The sequence below is a fragment of the Flavobacterium enshiense genome (assembly GCF_040750275.1).
Classification (GTDB): domain Bacteria; phylum Bacteroidota; class Bacteroidia; order Flavobacteriales; family Flavobacteriaceae; genus Flavobacterium; species Flavobacterium enshiense_B.
This window is the reverse complement of sequence record NZ_JBDOCV010000002.1, coordinates 67,353-91,274: the sequence shown is the minus strand read 5'-3', so window position 1 is coordinate 91,274 and position 23,922 is coordinate 67,353. Positions and strand designations below refer to the sequence as shown.

Below are 23,922 nucleotides of genomic sequence, written 5' to 3'. Positions count from 1 at the left end.
ACAATATGAAAAATACAGCATTAACGCACGTTCACGAAAGTTTAGGAGCTAAAATGGTTCCGTTTGCAGGTTACAATATGCCTGTTCAATATGAAGGAGTTAACTTAGAGCACGAAACGGTTCGTAACGGCGTGGGTGTTTTTGATGTTTCCCACATGGGAGAATTCTTTTTGAAAGGCGAAAATGCTTTGGCTTTAATCCAGAAAGTAACCTCAAATGACGCATCAAAATTGGTAGACGGAAAAGCGCAATATTCTTGTTTACCAAACAATGAAGGTGGAATTGTTGACGATTTAATCGTATATAAAATTGCTGACAATCACTATATGTTAGTGGTAAATGCTTCAAACATTGAAAAAGACTGGAACTGGATTTCTTCCCACAACGATTTGGGTGTTGAAATGATTAATAACTCTGATGATTATTCATTATTGGCAATTCAAGGACCTAAAGCTGCGGAAGCTATGCAATCTTTAACTTCCATCGATTTAGTTAATATGCCTTATTATTCTTTTCAGATTGGAGAATTTGCAGGTGTGCAAGATGTAATTGTTTCAGCTACAGGTTATACCGGTTCAGGTGGTTTCGAAATTTATTTCAAGAACGGTGAAGCAGAGACAATCTGGAATAAAGTATTTGAAGCCGGTGCAGCATTTGGAATCAAACCTATTGGATTAGCGGCTCGTGATACTTTACGTTTGGAAATGGGATTCTGTTTATACGGAAACGATATTAACGATACTACTTCTCCGTTAGAAGCTGGCTTAGGATGGATTACAAAATTTGACAAAGAATTCACAAATTCCTCGAATCTTAAATCACAAAAAGAAGCTGGTGTTGGCCGTAAATTAGTTGGATTTGAATTGTTGGAAAGAGGTATTCCGCGTCATGATTATGAGATTGTTGATGCTGATGGAACTGTAATTGGAATTGTAACGTCCGGAACGCAATCGCCTTCTTTAGGAAAAGCGATCGGTTTAGGATATGTACCAACAGCTTTATCAACTCCTGATTCCGAAATTTACATTAGAATCCGTAATAAAGATTTGAAAGCAAAAGTGGTTAAATTACCATTTTATAAAAAATAATTTAAGAAAAGGAGGCTCGAAAGAACCTCCTTTTTTGGCAAAATGCATTAATAATTTTATTTTTGCATTCTACATTAACAGAAACATACAAAACAAAACAAAATACATTCTTAGAAATGGGAAGAGCGTTTGAATTTAGAAAAGCCCGTAAAATGAAACGTTGGGGCGCTATGGCAAAAACATTTACCAAAATCGGTAAAGATATTGTAATGGCAGTAAAAGAAGGTGGTCCAAATCCTGAAACCAACTCGCGTTTACGTGCAGTAATACAAAATGCCAAGGCAGCAAACATGCCTAAAGATAATGTTGAAAGAGCGATTAAAAAAGCTTCAGACAAAGACACTGCTAACTTTAAAGAAGTATTGTTTGAAGGTTATGCTCCTCACGGAATAGCGATTCTTATCGAAACCGCAACAGACAACAATAACCGAACGGTAGCCAACATCAGAAGTTATTTCAATAAATGTAACGGAACAATGGGAACTCAAGGTTCTGTAGAGTTCATGTTCGACCATACTTGTAATTTCCGTATTCCTGCTGAAGGACAAGATGTAGAAGAAATGGAATTGGAAATGATTGATTTTGGTGTGGAAGAAATTTTCGCAGATGAAGACGGTATTTTAATGTATGCTCCTTTTGAAAGCTTTGGTGCCATCCAAAAAGAACTGGAAAACAGAAACATCGAAATCTTATCGTCCGGATTCGAACGTATTCCGCAAATTACCAAAGAATTAACTCCGGAGCAAGTAGCTGACGTAGAAAAATTATTGGAGAAAATCGAGGAAGATGATGATGTAATGAACGTGTACCATACGATGCAGGAATAAGTTTTCAAATAACATATTTAAAAAACTCCAAAGTAGTAGTACTTTGGAGTTTTTATTTTCACCCAATAAAAAACTCCAGCTTTAACTGGAGTTTTTCTATCTTAAATATCTTTGTCTTACTTAATGAATTCTATTTTCTGAGCTTCTTCAGCATTTACACTATCAAAAAACCCTTGCTCATTCATCCATTCATCACTGAATACTTTGCTCATATAACGCGAACCGTGGTCTGGAAAAATAACTACTACATTACTGTTTTCATTAAACTCTCCGTCCTCTGCAAATTGCTTGATTGCCTGCATGGCTGCTCCGGAAGTATATCCTACGAACAAACCTTCTTTTTTAGCTATTTCTCTTGCTGTATGGGCACTTTCTTCGTCAGTAACTTTTGTAAATTTATCAATTGAATCAAAATCCGTTGCAGTTGGAATTAAGTTTTTACCCAAACCTTCTATTCTGTACGGATAGATTTCTTCATTATCAAATTCTCTTGTTTCATGGTATTTCTTTAATACCGAACCGAAAGCATCAACCCCTAAAACTTTAATCCCAGGATTTTTCTCTTTCAAATAACGGGCAGTTCCCGAAATTGTACCTCCTGTTCCGCTACATGCGATAAAGTGAGTAATTTTTCCATTGGTTTGCTCCCAAATTTCAGGGCCTGTTGTTTTATAATGCGCATCAACATTCAAATCATTAAAATATTGATTGATATAAACAGAACCTTTCATTTCTTCATGCAAACGTTTTGCAACGTTATAATAAGAACGAGGATCATCCGCAGAAACGTGTGCAGGGCAAACATATACTTTTGCTCCCATCGCTCTTAACATATCAATCTTATCTTTAGATGATTTTGAACTTACAGCCAAAACGCAATCATAACCTTTAATAATACTAACCATCGCCAAGCTGAAGCCTGTATTACCTGAAGTTGTTTCAATAATCGTATCACCAGGTTTTAAAATTCCTCTCTTCTCAGCTTCTTCAATGATATAAAGAGCAATTCTGTCTTTTGTGGAATGTCCCGGATTAAAGGCTTCTACTTTTGCATAGAAATTTCCTTTCAGTCCTTCGGTTATCGTATTCAGTTTTATTAGGGGCGTATTTCCTATTAATTCCAATACGTTATTATAGGCTTTTATTTCTTCTTTCATAAAAAATAAATTACTCAAGATGTGAATATAAACATTTTTTGACATATTCACAACCTTGCAAATGTATAAAAAATTCTTTATCTACTTTTTAATTCCTTCTAAATCTAATAAAAAAGTATATTCTTTTGTTACCTCTTTGATAGCTTCAAATCGTCCGGAAGCCCCGCCATGACCTGTATCCATGTTGATATCAAGGAACAATTGGCTGTCTCCGATTTTCATGGTTCTTAATTTTGCCACCCATTTAGCCGGTTCCCAATATTGCACTTGAGAATCATGTAAACCTGTAGTAACTAACAAATTAGGATATTTTTGTTTTGCAACGTTGTCATAAGGCGAATAGGACAACATATAATCAAAATACTTTTTTTCGTTCGGATTTCCCCACTCATCGTATTCTCCGGTTGTAAGCGGAATGGAATCATCCAACATAGTTGTAACCACATCCACAAACGGAACCTGTGCGATCACACCATTATACAAATTTGGTGCCATATTGATAATTGCTCCCATCAATAAACCTCCTGCGGAACCACCTTCTGCATACAAATGTTTTTCAGAAGTGTATTTCTGTTCGATTACATACTTGGAACAATCGATAAAATCGGTAAAAGTGTTTTTCTTTTTAAGCAGTTTTCCGTTTTCATACCATTCACGACCTAAATCTTCGCCTCCACGGATGTGAGCAATTCCATAAATAAATCCTCGATCTAATAAACTCAGGCGAATCGAAGAAAAATAAGGATCCATAGACGAACCGTAAGAACCATAAGCATACAATAAAAATGGATTAGTTCCATCTTTCTTGATTCCTTTTCTGTAAACAATAGACATTGGTACTTTGGTTCCATCTTCTGCTGTTGCCCAAATTCTTTCTTCCGTGTAATTGTTCTTATCAAATTTACCGCCTAAAACCTCCTGCTCTTTCATGATGGTCTTTTGCTTGGTTTTCATGTTGAAATCAATAACCGAAGACGGAGTGGCCATCGACTGATAACCGTAGCGTAAAACTTCAGTATCAAAATCTACATTTGTGGTAGTATAAGCAGTGTACGTTTCAATTTCAAAAGGCAAATAGTATTCACCCTTTCCGCTCCAAGGCATAATTCGGATCTTACTTAAACCATTGGTGCGTTCCTCAACCACTAAATAGTCTTTGAAAATTTCAATTCCTTCTACTAAAGTTTCTTTTCTGTGCGGGATTAAATCAACCCAATTCTCCTTAGCTGTGGCAGTTTCAGGAGTTTTCATCACTTTAAAGTTGATTGCCTTGTCTTTATTGGTTACGATATAAAAACTATCCGCAAAATGAGAAATGTTATATTCCAAACCGCGAGTTCTTTTTTGAAAAACCCTGAATTGACCATCCGGATTGTTTGCTTCCAAAATCTGGTATTCCGTAGTCATGGTGCTATTGGAACCAATTACCAAATACTTTTTGGATTTTTCTTTGTAAATATAAACGGAAAATGTATCGTCTTTCTCATGAAAAACCACTTGATCATCTTTAGCTTCAGAGCCTAATTTATGTTTATAGATTTTCTCAGAACGCAACGTTACCAGATCTTTTCTAGTGTAAAACAACGTTTTATTATCGGATGCCCACGTAGAACCACCGGTGGTTTTTTCAAGCTTTACAGGTAAAATTTCACCAGTTTCAAGGTTTTTTATCTGAATAGTGTATTCTCTTCGGGAAACCATATCCACACCAAAAGCACACCACTTGTTATCTTCACTCACATTTAAACCGCCCAACTGAAAATAAGCATGCCCTTTTGCCATTTCGTTACAATCGAACATGATTTCTTCTTTAGCCTCTAAACTTCCTTTTTTACGGGCGTAAATTGGGTAATCTTTTCCTTTTTCGTATCGGGTAATATAATAGTAACCGTTATATAAATACGGAACTGAACTGTCATCTTCTTTGATTCTGGATTTCATTTCCTCAAACAAATCTGCCTGAAATTGTTTGGTATGAGCCGTCATCGCATTGTAATACTCATTTTCCTTGTTCAGATAATCGATTACTTCCGTATTTTCCCTTTCATTTAACCAATAATAATTATCTGTACGGACATTTCCATGTTTTTCAAGCTTTTTAGTTTTTACAGCCGCAATTGGCGGAGCGATTATTTTTGTCATTTCGGAAACTTTATTTTGTGCATTTGCGCTCGCAAAAATAAGGCAAACACAACTTAAAAGAAATTGTTTTTTCATTAATTTAGGAGAGTTTATCTCTTGGCAATTTAGTAATTTTGCAGCGTACTAACCATTAATTTTATTAACATGTTTGGAGATATTATGGGCATGATGGGTAAATTAAAAGAAACCCAACAAAAAATTGAAGACACAAAAAAAAGACTGGACACTGTTCTTATTGACGAACAAAGTAATGACGGGCTTTTAAAAGTTACTTTAACGGCTAACAGAAAAGTAAAATCTATTGTTATTGATGACAGCTTGCTGAAAGATAAAGAACAACTGGAAGACTATCTGGTTCTAGTTATGAACAAAGCCATAGAAAAAGCAACCAATGTAAACGATGCAGAGTTAGGTGCAGTAGCCAAAGATGGCATGCCAAACATTCCCGGACTTGATATGTTTAAATAGAAAAAGGCTGTCACCCAACAGCCTTTTCATTCCAATTTTAAAAAAATAAACAAATTAGTTTAGAATAAGTTTTCTCAAATTACTTAATTCACCACTAAAAACTTTCACAAAATAAATTCCTGAAGCAATGTTTTCGGTTCTGATTTCGAAATCGGATACTTGATTAGGATTTACAACTTCCTTAACGATTTCCCCAACCGTATTAACAATTACAACCCGGTCTATATTTTTTATTCCATTTTGTTTTACATTAAAATTCCCTTTACTTGGATTCGGGTAAATTGAAAAATCTGTTTCATTTAAAGCGGATTCTTCAACATTCAGCACATTCCCAAATAATTGTACTTCCGAAACCTGCAAACTGTTTTCTGACGAACACTGATTCGTAAATAAAACTCGATAATGAGTATAACTCACTGAATTTGAAAAACTGAATGTTCTGGTGAAATAACGAGTAAAATCACAAGCGATACTACCGGTGGCAATACTTGTAAAACCTGATCCGTCGTTTGATCCTAATATTTCATAATTCATCGGGTCTCTTCCTTCTGCATCGTTAGCCGTTGTAACTTCAATGCTCGTTGCAATAGCCGGAGTTCCTATGCTAACTGTAAATTCCATACCGTCATAATAGTCAAAATCTAAAAATTTGGTATTAACACTCCCGTCTATAATATTCTGAACATCTTCGCCTACAGGAGAATCAGAAGCACCTCCTGCAACAATTGTCATTCCGGAACTAAAAATAGGAGCTTGTGCAGCAGACATAAAAGGCATTAGCCCCAAAAGAATTAGTAATTTTTTATTCATAATTTCATTTTAAATACTGCGCAAAATAACATCACATTATTCAAAAACAATAAGAAAATGCCTCTCATTTTTATAATCTGGGATACAAGTATCTTTTTGTGGGATTATCGAAAAACACGTCTATATCTTTACATCTTTTTTAGTCTTTCATCAGAATATCCAAAACTGGTTTTATTACGCATTGCAACCTCATAAAAGCTTTGTATTTTTGCAGCTTAGAAAATATGGAAAACTTCAAAAACATAGTATCGAATTGCTTTATTCCTTTTAAGGAAGAAACGTCATCGTATGATTTACCGCTAAAATTCACCTTCCCTTTTTATTACGAACCGCACCCATTGGCTTTATTGGCTGCAAAAGAACTTCAACAGCATATTGACAATCAGAATGAATGGGAACATAATTTCGGCCTGAAAGAAAATCAGGATGGATTAATCATCGGTAAGATGTTTGGGGTTTTGGTAGTTCGCAATCAACAGAATAAACTTGGGTATTTAGCCGCTTTTTCAGGTAAATTAGCCGGACAAAATCACCATTCCTTATTTGTTCCGCCTGTTTTTGACATGTTAACCGAAGAAGGTTTTTTCAAGAAAGAAGAAACAGTTCTAAATCAAATAAATGTCGAAATTGAAACGCTCGAAATCAATCCCGAATTCAATGCGTTGGAAAAACTTTTAGCCCAAGAAACAAACCAATTCAACGACGAATTAAACGAATACAAAAAACAAATCAAGGCTTCCAAAAAAGAACGAAAAGCTACTCGTGAAAAAGCGGTCGCAGATAATTTAGATACCGAATCTTTTGAAATTTTACTCGAAGAATTAAAAAAAGAAAGCTTAAAACAAGCCTATTTTCTTAAAGATTTTACAAGACAATGGGAAATACGATTGGCTCAGATTCAGGAAGAAGTTGATGCTTTCCGAAATCAGATTTTCTATCTGAAGGAAGAACGAAAAAACAAATCCAACGCCTTACAACAACAACTTTTTGAACAATATAGTTTTTTGAATGCCAACGGAAAGACCAAGAACCTTTTCGATATTTTCAAGAATACTGTTCAAGGGAAACCACCTGCCGCAGCCGGAGAATGTGCTGCTCCAAAATTATTGCAATACGCCTATCAACATAAATTTGAGCCTGTTTGTATCGCTGAATTTTGGTGGGGACAATCGCCAAAATCAGAAATCCGGAAACATGGACACTTCTACCCTGCCTGCCGCGGTAAATGTGAGCCGATTTTGGGACATATGCTCGAAGGTCTGGAAGTGGATGAAAACCCTATGCTTATAAATCCCGCCTGTGGCGTTGGCCTTGAAACGATTTACGAAGACGATTATTTAGTCCTTGTGAATAAACCAGCAGAGTTTTTATCAGTTCCTGGAATCAATATACAAGATTCGGTTTACGAACGCATGAGGCTAAAATATCCGAATGCAACAGGCCCGTTAATCGTACATCGTTTAGACATGTCAACTTCGGGATTAATGCTGATTGCTAAAGATAAAGATGTACATAAATCTCTTCAAAGTCAATTCATAAAAAGAACTGTAAAAAAGCGTTATGTAGCTTTACTCAACGGATTAGTTTCTTCAGATGAAGGCGAAATCGATTTACCGTTACGTGTAGATTTAGAAGACCGTCCCCGTCAATTAGTATGTTACGAACATGGCAAACCGGCAAAAACGCAATGGAGAGTTGTTGCTCAAAAAGACAATCAAACCAAAATTCATTTTTGGCCGATTACGGGACGAACCCATCAGTTACGCGTTCACGCTTCGCATTCTTTAGGATTGAATTGTCCGATAGTAGGCGATGATTTATATGGAACGAAAGCTGACAGACTTCATCTTCATGCGGAATGGATCGAATTCAAACATCCGATAACCAGAGAAATTGTAACTTTTGAAGTAGCACCGGAATTTTAATACTTAATCTTCTTTTACTTATATAAAAAGATTAACCGCAGATTCGCAGATTTTAATTTAAAAAAATTAATCTGGTGAGTATACGGCAATATTATTATTCTAAAAAACTATTACTTTTTTAAGTAACTAAAAACTTTACAAGAAAAAATCTGCGAATCTGAGGTTACAAAAAATTATAGTTCTAGTTTCTGTAACGCTTCCATCACATAATCATGCATCACTTGTTTGTAATCCAAATGTGTTACAATTCGTAATTTCCCTCTTCCCATGGAACTGATATAAATATTTTTCTGCTTCAATTTTTCCATCAAAAGGCTTTCATCAAATTGTGGTTTCACGGAGAAAATCAGGATGTTAGTTTCAATCGGTTCTACTTTATCCACCCAATATAATCGTTGTAACAAAGCGCCTAGTTCTTTGGCTCTGCGATGATCTTCTTCCAGTCTTCCCACATTATGTTGCAAAGCATATAATCCGGCAGCGGCCAAATAACCAATCTGACGCATTCCGCCACCAAAAACTTTACGGATACGTAATGCCCGGTGTATTGTTTCTTTATCTCCCAATAATAATGATCCGACTGGAGCCCCCATACCTTTAGACAAACAAACCGAAATCGTATCGAACAATTCGCCGTATTGCTTCGGATGCTGGCGTTTCGCTACCAAAGCGTTCCATAAACGCGCTCCGTCCAAATGGTATTTCAGGTTATTATCAATACAAACCTGTTTGATTCTTTTTAATTCTTCGATATCATAACAAGCTCCTCCTCCTTTATTGGTAGTATTTTCTATGCAAACCAAAGAAGTTTTTGGATTGTGATAGAATTCCGGATCGGTTAAATGCTCTTCAACTTGCAAAGAGGTAATCATTCCTCGGTTTCCATCCACTAACGAACAGGAAACACCACTGTTGAAAGATGCTCCACCTGCTTCATATAAATAAACGTGTGCCCATTTGTCGCAAATTAACTGATCACCCGGCTGGGTATGCAATTTAATTGCTGTCTGATTTGCCATTGTTCCCGACGGAAAAAATAAAGCCGCTTCTTTTCCGAACAAATCCGCAACAGTTTCCTCAAGTTCCACAGCTGTAGGATCTTGTCTGTAAACATCATCACCAACTTTGGCACGAAACATATACTGCAACATTTCCTGGGTTGGTTTGGTAACTGTATCGCTGACTAAATTTATTTCCATATTCTAAAAAGGAATGTCTATTTTTGTGGGTATAAAATTATAATTTTTATGGTAAATACCGAACAGATTAAGGATATTATTGAGCGCCTTGGTGCGTTAAGGAGGTATCTTTGACGTCGATAAGAAACTTATCGAAATAGCTAACGAGGAAGAAAAAACCTTTGCTCCCGACTTTTGGAACAACGCCAAAGAAGCCGAAATTATTGTCAGAAACCTACGTTCTAAGAAAAAATGGGTGGAAGATTATGAGAAAGGTAATACTATGGCTGAAGAACTTCAGATTATTCATGACTTTTTCAAAGAAGGTGATGCCACAGAAGAGGAACTCGACAATCAGTACCACGATACCCTTTTACATATCGAGAATCTGGAATTCAAAAACATGCTTTCCGATGAAGGAGATAACATGAGCGCTGTTTTACAGATTACCGCCGGAGCCGGAGGAACAGAAAGTTGCGATTGGGCTTCTATGCTAATGCGAATGTATTTGATGTGGGGTGAAAAGCAAGGCTACAAAATCAAGGAATTGAACTTTCAGGAAGGCGAGGTTGCCGGAATAAAAACCGTAACTCTTGAATTTGAAGGCGATTATGCTTTTGGTTATTTAAAAGGTGAAAACGGCGTACACCGATTGGTGCGTATTTCTCCGTTTGACAGTAATGCAAAACGTCATACATCGTTTGCGTCGGTTTACGTTTATCCTTTAGTGGATGATACTATCGAGATCGAAATTAATCCCGCGGATATTGAAATTACAACTTCTCGTTCCAGCGGTGCCGGCGGTCAGAACGTTAATAAGGTGGAAACCAAAGTTCAGTTGTTTCACAAACCAACCGGAATTCAAATTCAATGTTCAGAAACACGCTCACAGCAAGACAACAGAACGCGAGCCATGCAAATGCTTCGCTCACAGTTGTACGAAATCGAGCTGAAAAAACAAATGGAGCAACGAGCTGATATCGAAGCCGGTAAAATGAAGATCGAATGGGGTTCACAAATCCGTAACTATGTGATGCATCCTTATAAATTGATTAAAGATGTGCGTACAAGTTATGAAACCAGCGATGTGGATGGTGTAATGAACGGAAATCTGGATGAATTTTTAAAAGCGTATCTGATGATGATGGGACAGAAAGAAGAATAATGTAAGTTTTTTTATATAAGTTTTTATTATTTTTGAAAGCTTAATTATTTTAAAAAAAAAAATGAAATTAATTTTAACGACACTTACACTTGCAGTTACCCTCATCAGTAATGCACAAAGTAAATTTGAAAAAGGGTATTTTATTGACAATCAAGGGAACAAAACCGAATGTCTCATTAAAAACATCGATTGGAAATACAATCCTACTGATTTTAAATATAAATTATCTGAAAGTGATGCTCAGGAACAGCATAACTCAATCGCAAATGTAAAAGAATTTGCAATTATTGATAAATCAAAATTCATAAAAGAAACCGTTTTTATTGATCAATCATCTCAAAACAGTTACAACCTGACTACGATTGCAGAGCCTGTATTTAAAGAAGAAACCGTTTTCTTAAAGGTGTTAGTAGAAGGTAATTCCAACTTATACTATTATGAGTCTGAAAATACAAATAAGTTTTTTTACACATACAATAATAAAACAGAGCAGTTGGTTTTTAAACGTTATGCAACCAAAGATAATGATGTTGCTTTAAATGAAGGATTTAAAAGACAATTATTCATGAACTTTAAATGTACAAATGAAGATAGAACTAAAATCGAAAAGTTGAAATATAATGATGACGATTTAGTTGACTATTTTACCGAAACAAATAACTGTAAATCAGGAACTACTAAAGAAACTGTTGTTGCAAATCGTGAGAAATTTGAAACTCACTTAAAAATTAATGTTTTAGGAAACAGCATTGGTGGTAACTATAACTTAGCTTCCGGAAACATTAGAGGTAATTACGATCTTGAAAATAAAAATACTATTACTTTTGGATTTGAAGCCGAAGTTGTTTTTCCGTTTCACAATAAAACATGGTCTGTTATTTTTGACCCCAGCTATATTTCAAAAAAAGATGTAATTAATATTTACAAACCAGTATTTATTAATCCTAATTATACTATTAGTTCAGAAGTATTTTTAATACGATTACCGCTTGGTATAAGAAAGTACTTCCCTATTAATGAAAACAATAAAGTTTTTGCCAATGCATCTGTAAACATCAATGTAAGCAAAACAAAAATTGACTTTGATCGAGACAGACCTGCAATAGATGAAACACATTCGACAACAAATTTTTCACTTGGTATTGGCTATCAGTTCAAAAGATATTCAGCTGAATTAAGATATTTCAGCAAAACTGATATAACACAGCCTGGTAACGAGGAAGATTTTTATATTAGTCAAACCTCAATAAAATTAGGTTATCGCTTATTTTAATCAGATAAGACCATAAAAAAATCCCGATGTGTTTCGCATCGGGATTTTTTTATTCATGAATAAATATTTTAAACAAATAGCTTCATTATATAATAAATAAGACTAGCGATAAGAGCAGATACTGGAATCGTTAAAATCCAAGCCCATAACAAGCTGATGGTTACTCCCCATCGAACTGCACTCAATCGCTTCGTTGCTCCTACTCCAATAATTGAACCTGTAATGGTGTGAGTAGTCGAAACCGGAATACCCATATTAGAAACCGTGAATAAGGTTAATGCACCGGCTGTTTCAGCACAAACTCCTTCAAGTGGTGTAACTTTGGTAATCTTGGTTCCCATTGTCTTTACAATTTTCCATCCTCCCATCAAAGTTCCCAAACCAATCATCAGATAACAGGAAAAGGCAATCCACCATGGCATCGAATCCGAGTGTACTTTTGTTTTAATTTTATGCCCCTCTTTAAGTTTTCCGTTTTCAACATAATCCGAAAACTGAGCAGCGTCTGTATACGAAGGATTAATTTTTTTATCATCAAAAATTAACTCTTTTGAATCAGCATCATAAATTCCATCACCTTTTGCATAAACGTATAATTTATCTCCATTGGCATGCTCCGGTTTGAATTTTTCTTTTTTCCCTTCCGGTGACGTAAATTCGATTTGCATAACTTCGGAAACCGTTAAGAATTCAGGAATACTTTTTTCTTTACCTTCCTCTCTGCTTATATTAGCGAAAACCATACAAGCAGCACAGATAATACCCATTACTTTTTGTGAATCGGCACCACCATGACCTAAAGAGAAAGCCGCAGATGAAAGCAATTGCAATTTTTTATACATATTGGATTCTTTCATAGCCGTTTGAGTCTTACCGTGAACAGCGAAATACCATATGTAAGTTAAAATCATTATTCCCATCATCACTGCAACAATCCACATCATGATCGGCTTAACATCCATGTATTCAACCATATATTGCATTAAATACAGAACTGCTAAAGTAATCAAGACCATCACTCCAACCTTTTTGAAGCCATTCCTTATAATGGTTATCAATGTAAAAATATAGGCTATAACACCACCAATTATAGGCGCTAAAAAGATAAAACCGATTACTTTATAAATTTCCGAACTGTTTACTACATCAAAACCAGCGTGAGCAATCGCTGCTCCAGCAAATCCTCCAATCAAAGTATGAGAAGATGAAGAAGGAATTCCTAACCACCAAGTAAGTAAATTCCAGATCGTTGCAGCTAAAAGTCCTGCCAGAATAACCCAAAGGTCAATTGCACCGTTATCTACCGTTTTAGCTACAGTGTTACCCACACTCATGTCGAATACCCAAAAGGCTACAACATTAAAAAATGCAGCCCAAATAACGGCTTGACCCGGAGTAAGAACTTTAGTCGATACTACTGTGGCAATTGAGTTAGCAGCATCGTGGAAGCCATTTACCAAATCAAACAATAAGGCAATGACTATAATTATTATTAATACCGTAAAATCCATTTATTATTAATTTAAGAGTGTTTAACGGCAACAGCCTCTAGTGTTTTTGCCACAACTTTACATTTGTCTGTTGCTGTTTCCAATGATGACAACACCTCTTTATATTTAATAATATTTTTTGCGTCGGTTTCGTTTTCGAAAATATCGGCTACCGCTTTATCAAAAACTGAATCTGATTTGCTTTCAAGCTTATTGATACGTTTAACGGCATCCATGATATTTTTCATGTTTTTCATATCTTTAAGTTCGTCCACACCGTTTTTAATATGCTGACAAGCCTCTAAGTTTATTTCCGTTAATTTTCTGATGGACTTTGTAATTTTTTCCACCTGATACAAACGCATTCTGCTTGATGCACCGTGAATATTGTTTGCTACATCGTCAATAGCAGTAATTAAAGCATGGATATCTTCACGGTCAAAAGGCGTGATGAAGTTTCTGCTCAATTCAAGATTTGTTTTATGTGTAATTTCTTCGATGTTGGCTTCAAGCTCTTCGATTCTTCTGTAGTAGCTTTCTCTCTCTCCTTTTGGAGCATTTACAGCTTCATGCAGTGTTTCTGCTAATGCAATCAAATCTGCAGATGCCTGTTCGAACAATGGAAAGAACTTTTTATCTTTCGGTACAAAAAATTGGAAAATACTGTTTAATGACATAGTATGGTTATTTATTCGGTGCAAAAGTATCTTTGCAATGTTAAGTTAATGTTAAGTTAACAACAATTCAATTTTAATAAATACATTTCAAAAAACCTTCAATTTCATTTTTTTGAAGTATCAAAAGGTTTTGTATTTTAGCGAACCGAAATTAAAACCTTTCAGCTAAATAACAATACTGCCATGGACTTAAACTTCAACAAAAACGAAGATCATAACAAACTTTTACTTTCCGATTTAAAACAACGTTTAGCCAAAGTAAAGCTGGGCGGCGGTGAAAAACGAATCGCCAAACTTCACGGAGAAGGCAAAATGACAGCTCGTGAACGTATCGAATATTTATTAGATAAAGGTGCCAAAAACATCGAAATCGGTGCTTTTGTCGGAGACGGAATGTACAAAGAACACGGAGGCTGTCCATCGGGTGGTGTGGTTGTTAAAGTTGGTTATATTAATGGAAAACAATGTGTTGTCGTTGCTAATGACGCAACTGTAAAAGCCGGAGCCTGGTTCCCTATTACCGCAAAGAAAAACCTTCGCGCTCAGGAAATCGCGATGGAAAACAAATTGCCAATTATCTATTTAGTGGATTCAGCCGGCGTTTATTTGCCTTTACAAGATGAAATTTTCCCGGATAAAGAACATTTCGGACGTATTTTCAGAAACAACGCCATTATGAGCAGTATGGGAATCACCCAAATTGCAGCCGTTATGGGAAGTTGTGTTGCCGGAGGTGCTTACTTACCGATTATGAGTGACGAAGCGCTTATCGTAGACAAAACCGGAAGTATTTTCCTTGCCGGAAGTTATTTGGTGAAAGCTGCTATCGGCGAAACTATTGACAATGAAACACTTGGAGGCGCAACAACACACTGTGAAATTTCAGGTGTTACCGATTATAAGGCCAAAGACGATAAAGATGCGTTGGATACCATCCGAAACATCGTTGGAAAAATTGGTGATTATGACAAAGCCGGTTTTAACAGAATCAAAGCTGAAAAACCTGCGCTTGACGAAAATGAAATCTTCGGAATCTTGCCAAAATCAAGAGCGGAACAATACGATATGATGGAAATCATCAAACGTTTAGTAGACAATTCTGAAGTGGATGAATACAAAGCCGGTTACGGACAATCCATTATTACCGCTTATGCCCGAATTGATGGTTGGGCTGTGGGAATTGTGGCGAATCAACGTAAAATTGTAAAAACCACCGGCGCAAAAACCAAACCGAGCGAAATGCAGTTTGGTGGGGTAATTTATTCGGATTCCGCGGATAAAGCGACTCGTTTTATTGCCAATTGTAACCAGAAAAAAATTCCTTTAGTATTCGTTCACGATGTTACCGGTTTCATGGTAGGTTCAAAATCAGAACACGGTGGCATTATTAAAGACGGAGCAAAAATGGTGAATGCGGTTTCCAATTCTGTAGTTCCGAAATTCACGGTTGTTGTTGGAAATTCTTATGGTGCCGGAAATTATGCGATGTGCGGAAAAGCATATGATCCTCGATTAATTTTCGCTTGGCCAAGTGCCGAATTAGCCGTAATGGGTGGCGCACAGGCTGCAAAAGTATTATTACAGATTGAAGAATCTTCCATGAGAGCCCGCGGAGAAGAAATCACTCCTGAAATAGAAGCAGAATTGTTCAACAAAATCAAATCGCGTTACGACGAACAAGTTTCTCCCTATTACGCAGCATCAAGATTATGGACGGATGCTATTATCGATCCGCTAGATACCAGAAAATGGATTTCTATGGGGATTGAGGCGGCGAACCACGCTCCTATTGAGAAACCTTTTAATTTGGGAGTTATTCAAGTTTAAGTTCCATATGAAATACTTACTTATACTTATATCAATCTTCATGCATACTTCAGTGTTCGGACAATCTGAAGTTAACGTGAAAAATTATGTTGACACAAAAGATGCAACCTTAAAAGATGCCTATCCCAAAACTTATGACAAAGTAATGCCAGGGTGTTTAACTGCAGAACAACTGATAAAACTGAAAATATTTTTAAAAGAAAAATGGCTAGTCGATTTAGAAGATTTAAAAACCTTAAATTTTTATTATGCCAAAAATGAAAAGAATATAAATATGTAAGAGAAACAGTGCATACCTCCATCGGAAACAAAATGTACCTAAAAATAAGTCATAGTGACAAAGTAACTAAAATTAATAAATCAACATTGTTTATAAGAAACGTATCTACACCAGAAGACTCTTTTTGGAAAAAAGATATTTCAGATTTTTTCTTTAGTCTATTTTTAAAAAATTATGAAAAACCATTCAATGGAGCATCAATCACAATAAATAATAAAGGAATCTATCTCATTGATTTTAAATATATAAACCCAATAATTTTCAATGCTTTTTCAAATGAAATCGATAAATTCAGTTGTGAATAATAACATATTAAAGTAACAAAACATTCAAATCTGCTACATATCTTATATAGCAGATTTTTCATTTATAAACAATCATGAAGAACATCTTATTCACAACTCTGATTTTTTTAGGCGTACAGTCGGTTTCAGCGCAGCAATTTACACGTAAAGATTCCCTACAAGGAGGCTTGCCACACGAACGAACCAGTTTTGATGTACAACGTTACGATCTGAATATCAAAATTAATCCCGAGGAAAGAACAATAGTCGGTTATAACGATATCACTTTCAAAATAGCAGAGCCTACTAAAAAAATTCAGATAGACCTGTTCGACAACATGAAAGTTGACAGTATTGTTTTCAATAAAAAACAATTGCAATACAAAAGAGAACATCATGCTGTTTTCATTGATTTACCTTCGATGATGCAGCCCGGAAATGAAGGTAAATTGCGTTTTTATTATTCCGGCAAACCAATTGTGGCCAGACGCGCACCATGGGATGGTGGATTCGTTTTCACAACTGACACGCAAAACAAACCGTGGATTGGTGTGGCTGTACAGGGAACCGGAGCAAGTTTATGGTATCCGGTAAAAGACGGGCAAAGTGATGAACCCGATTTTGGCGCTTCAGTTAAAGTGGCGGTTCCAAATGGTTTAATGAATGTATCCAACGGTCGTTTTCTGGGAAGTGAAGATTTGAAAAACGGTTACACTCGCTGGGACTGGGAAGTAAAAAGCCCAATAAACACTTACGACATTACCGTAAATATTGCGGACTACGTACATATCCACGACAATCATAAAGGCTTAGATCTGGATTATTACGTTTTAAGAGCCAACGAAACCAAAGCCCGCAAACATTTCGAAGAAGTAAAACCGATGATGGATTGTTTCCAGTCTAAATTCGGCATCTACCCTTTTAAAGAAGACGGTTATAAATTGGTGGAAACCTCGTACTTAGGCATGGAGCACCAGAGCGCTGTTGCGTACGGAAATAAATACCTGAAAGGATATCTGGGTATGGACCGAAGTTATACAGGAATCGGAATGACTTTCGATTATATCACCATTCACGAAACTGGTCATGAGTGGTTCGGTAACAGTGTAACTGCCAAAGACATAGCCGACATGTGGATACATGAAAGCTTCACTACTTATTCAGAAGCCGTTTTCGTGGAATGTACTTTAGGTTACGATAAAGCCATCCAATACATCAACGGACAGAAGATGAATGTGTCTAATGATAAACCTATCATTGGTCATTATGGTGTTAATCATGAAGGTTCCGGCGATATGTATGATAAAGGTTCCTTAATGCTGAACACCATGAGACATATTATAAACGATGATGCTAAATGGTGGAAGTTAATGCTGAAATACTCGGAAACGTACCGTCATAAAATTATCGAAACCCAAACCGTTGTAGATTTTTTCAATAAAGAAAGTGGTTTGAATCTTACTCCAGTTTTTGATCAGTACCTTCGTTATAAAGATGTACCTGTTTTAGAGTATCGTCAACATAAGAAAAACATTGAGGTACGCTGGAAAACCGATGTAAAAAACTTTGCTATGCCTGTTGAATATACTGTTGATGGTAAAATTTTACGCATCAATGCTACTAACGAATGGCAAAAGCTTCCAGGTAAAACTTCGATTGACAAAATAGACTTTAACACGAAAAAAATGTACTTTAAAACATCTAAGGTATAACAAAATTCACTTTGTCGAGATTAGGAATCGATTCAACGAAAAAATTACCATAAATTATTAGTTATAAGTAATTTAGAGTCAAATCAAATCGACAAGGCTATGGATACTGTAAAAAACTTAAACAAATGGGCTAACGCACATACCAGTTACCCACTGGATTTGTTGCGAATTGCACTTGGGGTTTTCCTAATCGTTAAAGGAATTTCATTTATCACTAACAGGCAGTACCTACATGAAATTATGAGTCAGGCAGGTAATTTTGGCGGTGAAATGCTACTGATACACTATATCGCAGCAGCACACATGATGGGTGGACTAATGATTGCTTTTGGGTTGCTTACGCGATGGTCTATTGTAGCACAGTTGCCTATACTTATGGGTGCTGTTTTGGTAAATTTCATAGGTGTTTTCAATACGCAGAATTTTATTTTGGCATCGTTAACACTTATCATTTGTATCTTCTTCCTGTTTTACGGAAGCGGCAAACACTCTGCAGATTATTATTTTAAAATGCAGCAATAAAGAGAACAACTTTTTTACATAATACTCTACCACAAAGCAGGCTAACCTTCGTCATTGGGGCGATGTGAACAATAAAAGCGGCTTTGTGGTTCTTTTATTTTAAAGAAGCCTTTCTTTTAATTTTGCCGGTTTCGGTTTCCGTAAATTTAGCAATGAAAACAATCTCTTTTGGTTTTTCAAATTTTCCTAAAGAATCAAAAACCGAATTTTCAATTTCAAAAGACTCTCCTTCCACAACAAGAATCAGTTTTTCTCCAAGCAATTCATCCGGTTGACCAATTACAAAAAAACGACTGTTAATTTTTCCAATCAGCTTCTCCTCTATTTGTTCCGGAAACAATTTTACACCTCCGCTGTTAATTACATTATCAAAACGGCCTTTCCAGATGAATTCATGTTCACTGATCAAACCAACAATATCATTCGTAATAAGTTTTTCATCGGATACTGACGGCGCGTTTATAACCAAACAACTTCTTTCATCTACAGAAAAAACAACATTTGGCAATGCTTTGAATACATTCTCCTGAATTTTCTTCGCGGCGATGTGGGTTATCGTTTCCGTCATACCGTATGTTTCGTAAAATTCTGAAGGGATGCCTTTAAGTTTTTCAGCTATAATCGGATTTAGTTTTGCACCGCCAATAATTAGTTTTTTAGTGCGATACAATTCATCCATTGATTTTTCAACTTGCAGAGGAACCATCGCAGCAAAATCATAATTTTTAGAATTTCCGTCAAGCGGATTGGAAACCGGTTTAACCACATCTAATTGCCATCCGCAGATTAAGGCCCGAACCAGCATCATCTTTCCGGCAATGTATTGTGTTGACATACAGTGCAATGCCGTGCAGCCAACTTTCAAATCGAAGAATGTCGCGGTAGCTAATGCTGAATTTACCATAGCTTCTTTTTTCAATTGAATTAGCTTTGGTTTTCCGGTAGTTCCTGAAGTGGTCAATTCGATAAAATCTTTTTCATCAAACCATTGCAAAACAAACTGACCAAAATTCCTTTCATGCTCTTCTTCAGAATTTAAAAAAGAGGTTGCCAACGCACATAAAGCATTTTTATCGTAATAAATTCCGTTTAATGTGAAAGCGGGATGGATTATTTCATACGATTTCATGATTACAACCCAATTTCGTTAACTTCATTTGTGTCAATTAATTTACCAAACAACTTTTGTTTCCAACCGGTCCACTGGTATTTTTTTGCAAAAATGAATGTCAAAATCGGGAAAATAATAAAAATGGGGAGAATCACATCGAAGCCAGTACTTGGATCGGAGATGTCTTTAAAAATTGAATTCGTCTGAAAAGCAGTCCAATCCGCTGTTACCAGTAAAGCACCTACCAAATTATTAGCCGCATGAAAACCCAAAGCTAATTCCAATCCGTCGTCCATCAGGGTAATGAGGCCTAGAAAGAAACCGGTTCCTATATAATAAATCATGATGGTCATTCCCATTTTCCCTACTTCAGGATTGGCAATGTGCATCAAACCAAACAATACTGATGTTACCACAAACGGAAGAAATCTGCTGTTGGAAAAAATTCCGATTCCTTGCATCAGATAACCTCGAAACAAAAATTCTTCAAAACTCGTCTGCAACGGAATTAATATAATGGCTAACACTAAAAACGGGAAGAAAGTACTTGGTTCAAAATTCACTACAAAATCTTCCGGAGAAGCGTAATAAGCCACTACCGTAAGTAAAGCTGTAACCGAACCCCAAAGTGTGAAGGCGAACAGAATTCGGCTCCGGTCTACTTTTTTCCTTGCTGTTATAAGGCTTCTAATACTTTGACCATGAAGAAATTTCACCCAAAATAAAAGTCCGAGACACATAAATGATAAAGGAGCCACCATTGCCACAAAAGTTAAATTCGAACCATATTGCTCAATCATCTGATGGATTAAATCTTCGGTATTCATGTCTTGTGTAGAAAGAAAATTCAGTAACATTAAAAGTCCAAAACACACTACTACAAGAAGATACAACACCAAATGAAGTGTATAGTTATAATTTTTAGTTTTGATTTGCTCTATGAACATGATTGTGAATACAGTTTGTTAATGTTGCCTCGAAATTACTTCATTTTTTAATGGATAAAGTTACTTTTGCAAAAAAATTACAAATGATTACTATTTACCATAACCCAAAATGCAGCAAATCAAGAGAAGGAGTTTGCTTACTGGAAGAAAAAGGAATTGAATTTGAAACTTTTAAATACCTGGATGAAAAAATCACCAAACGCGAACTTACTTCCATCATCAAGAAACTAAAAATAAAACCTATAGAATTGGTAAGAACCAAGGAACAACTTTGGAAAGATAATTTTTCCAGCAAAGAACTATCTGATGATGAGATAATTGACATCATGTTGAAAAATCATGTCCTGATTGAACGCCCGATCATCATCAACGGAAGAAAAGCGGTAATTGGACGTCCGATTGAGAAAATACTCGAGATTATTTAGAATTAGTAAAACTTAGTTTTAACAAAGATTTGTGATTTAACGCTTAAACCCCGAAGTAATTTTGTGGTCTTAAGCAGAAATCAAATTAATCATTCATGAAAAAGCTTCAACAAATAGCAGTGGTACTTTTACTGTTATCTACATTTTTTTCATTTGCACAACAAAAACCGCAAGGCCCAAAGGTTAAGGTAAGCGGTAAAGTAATTGAAAAAGCGACCAATCAACCACTTGAGTATGCCAGTATCTACGCTCAAAATACCAAAAACCCATCGTTAGTTTCTGGTGGAATTACCGATGCCAAAGGGGAATTTTCTTTTGAAGTCCCTTCAGGAGTTTATTACATCAAAATTGAATTTTTAGGCTTCAAGACCGTAGAAATTAAAGATAAAGCCATTGATACCGATACTAATTTAGGTTCGATTTCAGTAAGCGAAGAGTCTAAACAATTGGATGAAGTAGTGGTAATTGCAGAACGCTCTACAGTAGAAATCAAACTGGACAAAAAAGTATACAATGTTGGGCAGGACATGATGGTGAAAGGTGGAACTGCGAGCGATGTATTAGACAATGTACCTTCCGTTAGTGTGGATCAGGACGGAAATGTTAGCTTGAGAGGTAACGAAAATGTACGAGTTTTAATTGACGGAAAACCATCTGGAATGGCCGGAAATATTGCCGATGCTTTAAGAATGCTACCCGCAGACGCTGTTGAGAAAGTTGAAGTAATCACCAACCCATCTGCACGTTATGAAGCTGAAGGTGGTGGTGGTATTGTCAACATCATTTTAAGAAAAGGAAAAGCCCAAGGTATCAACGGAAGTATTACCGGAACCGTTGGAGATCCTCAAAACTATGGGTTGAACGGAAACATCAATTTAAGAGGCGAAGAATTTAATCTTTTCACCACAACCGGATACACCAATAGTAAGAGTCCTGGCAATTCCATGACTGATACTCAATATCTTGACAGAAATACCGGAGAAACAACCGGATATATTAACGAAAGACGAAACAACGAGCGTTCCCGTGAAGGATTCAATACAAATTTTGGAATGGAATGGTATTTAGACAAGACAACTACCTGGACTAATGCGCTTTCCATCAGAAAAAATGACGGTTCAAATCCGGACAATGTTTTCTTCTACAACTTCGATGAAAACTACGTTCCAACATTTACCCGAAACCGTTTCAACGATCAGACTAGTGACAACATTGATTTTGAATATTCCACCAATTTAACCAAGAATTTCAAAAAAGACGGTCATAAATTAACTGTTGATGCTTCTTTCTCTTCAAACAAAGATAACGAGAATTCCATTATTACAGATTTTGTGATTGGCGATGAAGCAAATGCTACTACAGAACGCACCACAAGCCGTAACAAGCAACAGCGTAATTTAATCCAAACCGATTACGTTTTGCCTTTAGGGAAAAACAGTCAGTTTGAAGCCGGTTACAAAGGAACCTTTACCAACCTGGAAACTCCGTTTGCTATTGATTATTTAGATGATAATAATGAATGGGTTAACAACACGCGTTATACTAATACGTTAGAATATATTGAAAAAGTTAATGCTTTCTATACACAATTTGGTTCCAAAATCAATAAGTTTTCTTATCTGATGGGGTTGCGTTATGAAGATACCAAAATCAATGTGAATCAGTTAACCACAAACGATTTCAACACTAAAACCTACAACAACTTCTTCCCTAGTTTGTTCTTAACCTATGAGTTTTCAGAAAGTTCCAGTGCTAGTTTAAATTACAGTAAACGTATCAACCGTCCGAGAGGTCGTTTCCTGAATCCGTTTTCGAATTATTCAAGTAACATCAACCTGTTCCAAGGTAATCCTGATATAGACCCGGCTACAACCGATGCTTTCGACCTTGGTTACATGAAAAGATGGTCGAAGTTAACGTTTAACACATCAGCCTATTTCAACAGAACAACTGATTCTTATCAGTTTATCCGTAAAGAATCCGGAGACTTTGTAAACGGAGTTCCTGTTATTGTCAGTACACCAATCAACTTAGCTACAGAATATCGTTTCGGATTTGAATTTACACTGAACTACACACCATTCAAATGGTGGCGTTTGAACGGAAATTTCAATTTCTTCCGTAACGAAACACAAGGTGATTACACCTATACCAATTTTGAAGGCGATGAAGTAACCCAAAACTTCGACAATATTGCTGTTTCCTGGTTTTCAAGAATTAATTCAAAAGTTTCTTTACCTTACGGTATTGACTGGCAAGCTAACGGAACATATAATGCACCACAAAAAAATGCACAGGGAACCAGTAAAGGTGTTTTAGCTGCCAATACTTCTTTAAGTAAAGATTTCTTCAAAGAGAAAGCTACATTGGCCTTAAACGTAAGCGATATTTTCAATTCCCGTAAGAGAATTTCAGAAACGAATTTAGCCAATGTATTAAACTCCTACAGTGAAATGCAATGGAGAGAAAGACAAATCAACCTTTCCTTCACCTATCGTTTCAACAAAAAGAAAAACGAAAGAGAAAAACAGCCTAAAAACGGTGATAACGGAAATGGCGATGAATTCTTTGGAGGTTAACAGTTAATTCAGATTCATAAAAAAAGTCCCGAAAT

General features: G+C 36.1%; 20 protein-coding genes. 12 read left to right on the top strand and 8 right to left on the bottom strand.

Going from position 1 to position 23,922, the window contains the following annotated elements; all coding sequences use genetic code 11:
- The first annotated feature begins 5 nt into the window (after nt 1-5).
- Nucleotides 6-1,088 (top strand): glycine cleavage system aminomethyltransferase GcvT, encoded by a 1,083-nt coding sequence (gcvT, locus tag ABGT15_RS03125; protein ID WP_367229960.1) that lies wholly within the window; start codon nt 6-8, stop codon nt 1,086-1,088.
- A 116-nt stretch (nt 1,089-1,204) separates the two neighbouring features.
- The gene (locus tag ABGT15_RS03120; RefSeq protein ID WP_367229959.1) at nt 1,205-1,915 is read left to right on the top strand and encodes a YebC/PmpR family DNA-binding transcriptional regulator; all 711 of its coding nucleotides are present in this window, start codon (nt 1,205-1,207) and stop codon (nt 1,913-1,915) included.
- Between the two features lie 116 nt (nt 1,916-2,031).
- Here the strand turns inward: ABGT15_RS03120 and ABGT15_RS03115 are convergent, their stop codons facing one another.
- Nucleotides 2,032-3,072: a PLP-dependent cysteine synthase family protein gene (locus ABGT15_RS03115; RefSeq protein WP_367229958.1), complete on the bottom strand. Its 1,041-nt coding sequence runs from the start codon at nt 3,070-3,072 to the stop codon at nt 2,032-2,034.
- 81 nt (nt 3,073-3,153) lie between these two features.
- Nucleotides 3,154-5,214: a S9 family peptidase gene (locus ABGT15_RS03110; protein WP_367229957.1), complete on the bottom strand. Its 2,061-nt coding sequence runs from the start codon at nt 5,212-5,214 to the stop codon at nt 3,154-3,156.
- A 144-nt stretch (nt 5,215-5,358) separates the two neighbouring features.
- On the opposite strand from ABGT15_RS03110, the gene ABGT15_RS03105 reads away from it, so the two are divergent.
- A complete protein-coding gene (locus ABGT15_RS03105; protein ID WP_367229956.1) occupies nt 5,359-5,682 on the top strand; it encodes a YbaB/EbfC family nucleoid-associated protein in 324 nt (107 codons plus the stop codon).
- A gap of 54 nt (nt 5,683-5,736) precedes the next feature.
- On the opposite strand, the gene ABGT15_RS03100 is transcribed toward ABGT15_RS03105, so the two are convergent.
- A complete protein-coding gene (locus ABGT15_RS03100) occupies nt 5,737-6,492 on the bottom strand; it encodes a T9SS type A sorting domain-containing protein (RefSeq protein WP_367229955.1) in 756 nt (251 codons plus the stop codon).
- A gap of 224 nt (nt 6,493-6,716) precedes the next feature.
- Here ABGT15_RS03100 and ABGT15_RS03095 point away from each other — a divergent pair, with 224 nt between their 5' ends.
- Complete coding sequence (locus ABGT15_RS03095) at nt 6,717-8,417, top strand: RluA family pseudouridine synthase (RefSeq protein ID WP_367229954.1); 1,701 nt, start codon at nt 6,717-6,719, stop codon at nt 8,415-8,417.
- A 173-nt stretch (nt 8,418-8,590) separates the two neighbouring features.
- Here ABGT15_RS03095 and ABGT15_RS03090 read toward each other — a convergent pair whose 3' ends face one another.
- Complete coding sequence (locus tag ABGT15_RS03090; RefSeq protein ID WP_367229953.1) at nt 8,591-9,616, bottom strand: threonine aldolase family protein; 1,026 nt, start codon at nt 9,614-9,616, stop codon at nt 8,591-8,593.
- Between the two features lie 48 nt (nt 9,617-9,664).
- On the opposite strand from ABGT15_RS03090, the gene prfB reads away from it, so the two are divergent.
- Together prfB and ABGT15_RS03080 are read left to right on the top strand one after the other, a co-directional pair.
- A protein-coding gene (gene prfB, locus ABGT15_RS03085; RefSeq protein ID WP_367229952.1) for a peptide chain release factor 2 occupies nt 9,665-10,760 on the top strand; the annotation gives its coding sequence in 2 pieces (ribosomal slippage) (nt 9,665-9,727 and nt 9,729-10,760; 1,095 coding nt in all).
- Between the two features lie 61 nt (nt 10,761-10,821).
- Nucleotides 10,822-12,033, top strand: a complete 1,212-nt coding sequence (locus tag ABGT15_RS03080; RefSeq protein WP_367229951.1) for an outer membrane beta-barrel protein — start codon at nt 10,822-10,824, stop codon at nt 12,031-12,033.
- 68 nt (nt 12,034-12,101) lie between these two features.
- Here the strand turns inward: ABGT15_RS03080 and ABGT15_RS03075 are convergent, their stop codons facing one another.
- On the bottom strand, nt 12,102-13,544 hold the full coding sequence (locus tag ABGT15_RS03075) for an inorganic phosphate transporter (protein ID WP_367229950.1): 1,443 nt from the start codon (nt 13,542-13,544) through the stop codon (nt 12,102-12,104).
- 11 nt (nt 13,545-13,555) lie between these two features.
- Nucleotides 13,556-14,200, bottom strand: a complete 645-nt coding sequence (locus ABGT15_RS03070) for a DUF47 domain-containing protein (protein WP_367229949.1) — start codon at nt 14,198-14,200, stop codon at nt 13,556-13,558.
- A gap of 183 nt (nt 14,201-14,383) precedes the next feature.
- On the opposite strand from ABGT15_RS03070, the gene ABGT15_RS03065 reads away from it, so the two are divergent.
- From ABGT15_RS03065 to ABGT15_RS03050, 4 genes are all read left to right on the top strand, one after another.
- Entirely contained in the window at nt 14,384-16,027 is a 1,644-nt protein-coding gene (locus ABGT15_RS03065) for an acyl-CoA carboxylase subunit beta (protein WP_367229948.1), read from the top strand.
- A 76-nt stretch (nt 16,028-16,103) separates the two neighbouring features.
- Nucleotides 16,104-16,307: a hypothetical protein gene (locus ABGT15_RS03060; RefSeq protein ID WP_367229947.1), complete on the top strand. Its 204-nt coding sequence runs from the start codon at nt 16,104-16,106 to the stop codon at nt 16,305-16,307.
- A gap of 379 nt (nt 16,308-16,686) precedes the next feature.
- The gene (locus ABGT15_RS03055) at nt 16,687-18,303 is read left to right on the top strand and encodes a M1 family metallopeptidase (protein WP_367229946.1); all 1,617 of its coding nucleotides are present in this window, start codon (nt 16,687-16,689) and stop codon (nt 18,301-18,303) included.
- Nucleotides 18,304-18,402: 99 nt separating this feature from the next.
- Entirely contained in the window at nt 18,403-18,825 is a 423-nt protein-coding gene (locus ABGT15_RS03050; RefSeq protein ID WP_367229945.1) for a DoxX family protein, read from the top strand.
- A gap of 94 nt (nt 18,826-18,919) precedes the next feature.
- On the opposite strand, the gene ABGT15_RS03045 is transcribed toward ABGT15_RS03050, so the two are convergent.
- The gene (locus ABGT15_RS03045) at nt 18,920-19,954 is read right to left on the bottom strand and encodes an AMP-binding protein (RefSeq protein WP_367229944.1); all 1,035 of its coding nucleotides are present in this window, start codon (nt 19,952-19,954) and stop codon (nt 18,920-18,922) included.
- Nucleotides 19,955-19,956: 2 nt separating this feature from the next.
- On the bottom strand, nt 19,957-20,883 hold the full coding sequence (locus ABGT15_RS03040) for a CPBP family intramembrane glutamic endopeptidase (RefSeq protein WP_367229943.1): 927 nt from the start codon (nt 20,881-20,883) through the stop codon (nt 19,957-19,959).
- An 83-nt stretch (nt 20,884-20,966) separates the two neighbouring features.
- On the opposite strand from ABGT15_RS03040, the gene arsC reads away from it, so the two are divergent.
- Nucleotides 20,967-21,308, top strand: coding sequence for an arsenate reductase (glutaredoxin) (arsC, locus tag ABGT15_RS03035; RefSeq protein ID WP_367229942.1), 342 nt, complete (start codon nt 20,967-20,969; stop codon nt 21,306-21,308).
- A gap of 95 nt (nt 21,309-21,403) precedes the next feature.
- Nucleotides 21,404-23,887 (top strand): TonB-dependent receptor domain-containing protein, encoded by a 2,484-nt coding sequence (locus tag ABGT15_RS03030; RefSeq protein ID WP_367229941.1) that lies wholly within the window; start codon nt 21,404-21,406, stop codon nt 23,885-23,887.
- Nucleotides 23,888-23,922 lie beyond the last annotated feature (35 nt).

Bases quoted from the DNA above. Each gene is read 5' to 3' on its own strand.
- ABGT15_RS03030 (WP_367229941.1), top strand. From the start codon at position 21,404: ATGAAAAAGCTTCAACAAATAGCAGTGGTACTTTTACTGTTATCTACA.
- ABGT15_RS03105 (WP_367229956.1), top strand. From the start codon at position 5,359: ATGTTTGGAGATATTATGGGCATGATGGGTAAATTAAAAGAAACCCAA.
- gcvT (WP_367229960.1), top strand. From the start codon at position 6: ATGAAAAATACAGCATTAACGCACGTTCACGAAAGTTTAGGAGCTAAA.
- ABGT15_RS03055 (WP_367229946.1), top strand. From the start codon at position 16,687: ATGAAGAACATCTTATTCACAACTCTGATTTTTTTAGGCGTACAGTCG.
- arsC (WP_367229942.1), top strand. From the start codon at position 20,967: ATGATTACTATTTACCATAACCCAAAATGCAGCAAATCAAGAGAAGGA.
- ABGT15_RS03110 (WP_367229957.1), bottom strand. From the start codon at position 5,214: ATGACAAAAATAATCGCTCCGCCAATTGCGGCTGTAAAAACTAAAAAG.
- ABGT15_RS03050 (WP_367229945.1), top strand. From the start codon at position 18,403: ATGGATACTGTAAAAAACTTAAACAAATGGGCTAACGCACATACCAGT.
- ABGT15_RS03115 (WP_367229958.1), bottom strand. From the start codon at position 3,072: ATGAAAGAAGAAATAAAAGCCTATAATAACGTATTGGAATTAATAGGA.
- ABGT15_RS03070 (WP_367229949.1), bottom strand. From the start codon at position 14,200: ATGTCATTAAACAGTATTTTCCAATTTTTTGTACCGAAAGATAAAAAG.
- ABGT15_RS03080 (WP_367229951.1), top strand. From the start codon at position 10,822: ATGAAATTAATTTTAACGACACTTACACTTGCAGTTACCCTCATCAGT.
- ABGT15_RS03120 (WP_367229959.1), top strand. From the start codon at position 1,205: ATGGGAAGAGCGTTTGAATTTAGAAAAGCCCGTAAAATGAAACGTTGG.
- ABGT15_RS03090 (WP_367229953.1), bottom strand. From the start codon at position 9,616: ATGGAAATAAATTTAGTCAGCGATACAGTTACCAAACCAACCCAGGAA.
- ABGT15_RS03095 (WP_367229954.1), top strand. From the start codon at position 6,717: ATGGAAAACTTCAAAAACATAGTATCGAATTGCTTTATTCCTTTTAAG.
- ABGT15_RS03065 (WP_367229948.1), top strand. From the start codon at position 14,384: ATGGACTTAAACTTCAACAAAAACGAAGATCATAACAAACTTTTACTT.
- ABGT15_RS03045 (WP_367229944.1), bottom strand. From the start codon at position 19,954: ATGAAATCGTATGAAATAATCCATCCCGCTTTCACATTAAACGGAATT.
- ABGT15_RS03040 (WP_367229943.1), bottom strand. From the start codon at position 20,883: ATGTTCATAGAGCAAATCAAAACTAAAAATTATAACTATACACTTCAT.
- ABGT15_RS03100 (WP_367229955.1), bottom strand. From the start codon at position 6,492: ATGAATAAAAAATTACTAATTCTTTTGGGGCTAATGCCTTTTATGTCT.
- ABGT15_RS03075 (WP_367229950.1), bottom strand. From the start codon at position 13,544: ATGGATTTTACGGTATTAATAATAATTATAGTCATTGCCTTATTGTTT.